Here is a 2,921-nt window from a genome sequence, read left to right as displayed (position 1 = left end):
TATCACTACCTATCACTACCTATCACTACCTATTTAAAAATCATCCAGCCCACCACGACCGGAACAAACACACCAAGATAAAAATAAAAATCCATCATAGTGCTACCTCAATTTCTGCCATATCAACCTGATACCCCAAACCGCTGCCATGATGGCAACAACTGACCAGCCTATATAGGATCCGTCCTTCATGCTGTCTATTGGGTTACATTCTGGCAAATCAGCTTTTAAAATCTGTTCCCCATATTTCCAACCGAACTTTGTAAAATTAAGCTGATAAAGCTTTCCGTCATCGCCAATTTTTGGAGGCACTAAACTGAAATAGACGTTTTCGGCATCCTGACGGGTTGCATAACAATTATTTCCGACTTGGTAGCCCATTTTTTAAATTCTCATGTCAATTAGTATTCAGACGACCTTTAAAGGGTCGTCTGAAATATGCTTCAAATTAACGCAATACGCGGCGGATCAGCTGGATAGCGAAGATTGAAGCGATAATACCCAGTACGATGGCCGCAACGGATAATGCGTCAGTCTTTGCAGTAGCCAAGTCGGTTTTCACGCTTTCAGGTACTTCGGCCCATGCTTGAGTAGCGAAAGCCAAAGGTGCAGCGGCAACAACGGCCAGTTTTGCGCCGTATTTACGGCAAGTGTTCATCAATTTCATGATGTTTTTCCTTTTAAAAGTGTTTGGCGGAAATGATGATATTTTTTCCAGCGACCGCCGAACGCTGAAAATCAGTCTTTCAAAAATCCAAATACGACAAATTCATATTGATTGCCGATTTCTTCCAAGCCTGCGTTAACAGCTTCTTCAAAATCAAAGAAATAATCTGCATTCGTTATTAATTTTGTATGTCCAATATCGCCCGTATCAGGGGAGAGATACAGAAAGTCCCCTGTTGATACGGACTGAACAACATAGACTTTCTGCATTCAATCAGCCTTTCTTAACGGGTTGAAAACCGATGACTTTCAGTTTTTGCGTTTTACCTGTAGTAACGATTTCTACGTTCAGGCTTGCTTCGATCGGGAATTGGGCGTTTCGGAACTGCTCGAAATTGGCAGAACCGCCGAAATCGTATTCAGTGGTAGAGCTGCCCAATGCGTTGCCTTGAGAGCTGTCTAAGGGCGTGGCGACAATCAGTCGGCAATAGTCGAAGTTCTTGCCTTCGATTTGTCCGTTGAATTTTTTAACGCCAACGATGTGGCCTTGAAGTTGGATGTTCATTTTTTGGTTTCCTTGTATGAATAAACGTCTTTGCAGGCAGACGCTTTAAGCCCATGAAATCGGTAGTCTTGCGAATTTGTCGTAGATGAAGTTGTTGTAGCTTTCTTCATTGTTGACGTGTTTTTGCTGCTCAAGCTGCTTTTCCAGACGCGCGTAATATTCGTACATGTCGTAAGGGTCTTTGTACGGTTTGAATGCTGGCTGATTATGAATGGCTTGTGCTTTCAAAAACGCGCAGTCATATGCTTCGGGAGCTAAAGACTTGGGAAGCTTTTGATGATTTGGTTCAATCAGTTCAAACAGTTTGGCTTTGTCCAGTTCGGGGAAAATGAATTTCAGACCGTTTGCCGCACGTCCGAACTGTTTTTTAACCCATTCAAGATAACGGTCGGCCGAAATGACTTTGTCTTCTTTAATTGCATGTATGCGTGTTGCCATTTGGGCGAAGCGTTCGCAAATCGGATATGCACCGCCAAAATATTCGCCCGGATTCTGTAAAACTTCGAAAGGTATAACGATGTCTTTTGCTTTGAATTCAATTTCAAAGCGCGTCCATGTACTTGTTTTATCGCCCAACTGCTTGCCTTTTTCATAGACGCGGACGTATTTTGACGATTCACGGGAGCCGATACCGTAGGTCTTGCCTTTGGTCATTTTGGCTTCGTCGTCTTCTTCCCAGTCGGAGCCTAAACATTCGCCTTTGGGTTTGACATGATGGCAGGTAAACAGACCTTTATTGCGGTCTTCACGGGCTTGGTTCGGGCTGTATTCGCCGTTGAAAAAGTCTTTGGCTACGTCAACGCGGGTAATTTTTGGGCGGATTGCATTGATCAGGAATGCGAAAAGTCGGGATTCCCATCCTTCTTTTGCTACGCCGCAACCGGTGCCGGTCAGTTCGAAAAGGATGGTATTTTGCTGGCCGCCAAAATGGACGCGACCGTACAGGGCATCTTCCGAACCCATCAACCAACAGCGCTCATAAAAACGACCGCCCGAACCTTTGGACTCCTTGTAGATGCCGAAACCGAAAACTTCTTCAGCAAGCATGGATGCGGCACGGATGAAATCTTCGTCTTCCAACAGACTGACTCTGACACCGTATTTGTCGAAAAAGGTTTTTTCATGGAATGAAAAGCTAATTTGGTCAATAAAGGCGGAATCGGATACACCGCGACGAAGCGGAACGCCTAACAGGTTGCCTTTGCCGTCCAAGATGTAGGTTTCGTAACATTCAAAGGATTCTTGGAATGCTCCGGCGTCTTCTATTTCTGTACCCCCCCTGTTAGATGAGGGGGGCGCCATCGGCGCGCGTGAATCCGCCTTTGGCGTGTCGCTTGCGCTGACACCGCCAAAGGCGGCTATACGCGCTTTTGTGTTCAGTTCCTTTTTCATTGGAGATGCTCCTTATTCATGATTCCACTTACATATAAACGGCCATATTCGTTAGCTGCGTTTTGTGCATGAAAAAGGTGATCTGGAGAAGAAATAGTGAAATTGATGGTTTTAAGACATTGTGTGCAGTCTTCATCATCTTTGAAGATGCGCACAATAAAAGATTTTGGGAATGTTGGAGGTTCTGGATTTACTGTGTAGAAGACGATGCACATAAAAAAGCCCCTTTGTTAAAGGGGCTTTAGTTATGTTAAAAATGCCCCTGTGATAGGGCGCAATATATAAGGCCGTCTGAAAA

5 protein-coding genes are annotated in these 2,921 nt (G+C 44.6%); all 5 read right to left on the bottom strand.

Translation table 11 applies throughout. The features are described 5' to 3' along the window. Nucleotides 1-102: 102 nt before the first annotated feature. The 5 genes from ACTHRE_RS10920 to ACTHRE_RS10900 all read right to left on the bottom strand — a co-directional run bounded on the left by ACTHRE_RS10920 (nt 103) and on the right by ACTHRE_RS10900 (nt 2,533). Nucleotides 103-381: a hypothetical protein gene (locus tag ACTHRE_RS10920; protein ID WP_377073277.1), complete on the bottom strand. Its 279-nt coding sequence runs from the start codon at nt 379-381 to the stop codon at nt 103-105. A 67-nt stretch (nt 382-448) separates the two neighbouring features. After that, entirely contained in the window at nt 449-667 is a 219-nt protein-coding gene (locus tag ACTHRE_RS10915; protein ID WP_070836707.1) for a major capsid protein, read from the bottom strand. Between the two features lie 71 nt (nt 668-738). Beyond that, nucleotides 739-936 (bottom strand): hypothetical protein, encoded by a 198-nt coding sequence (locus ACTHRE_RS10910; RefSeq protein WP_036493982.1) that lies wholly within the window; start codon nt 934-936, stop codon nt 739-741. Between the two features lie 4 nt (nt 937-940). Then, nucleotides 941-1,231 carry a hypothetical protein gene (locus ACTHRE_RS10905; protein ID WP_377073275.1) on the bottom strand — a complete coding sequence of 97 codons (291 nt, stop codon included), beginning with the start codon at nt 1,229-1,231 and terminating at the stop codon, nt 941-943. A gap of 45 nt (nt 1,232-1,276) precedes the next feature. After that, nucleotides 1,277-2,533, bottom strand: coding sequence for a replication initiation factor domain-containing protein (locus ACTHRE_RS10900; RefSeq protein ID WP_440345073.1), 1,257 nt, complete (start codon nt 2,531-2,533; stop codon nt 1,277-1,279). Nucleotides 2,534-2,921: the final 388 nt, after the last annotated feature.

Source organism: Neisseria sp. P0001.S007 (assembly GCF_051963655.1).
Classification (GTDB): domain Bacteria; phylum Pseudomonadota; class Gammaproteobacteria; order Burkholderiales; family Neisseriaceae; genus Neisseria; species Neisseria subflava_A.
Note: the sequence above shows the minus strand (reverse complement) of the source record. Positions and strands in the feature narration are given on the sequence as shown.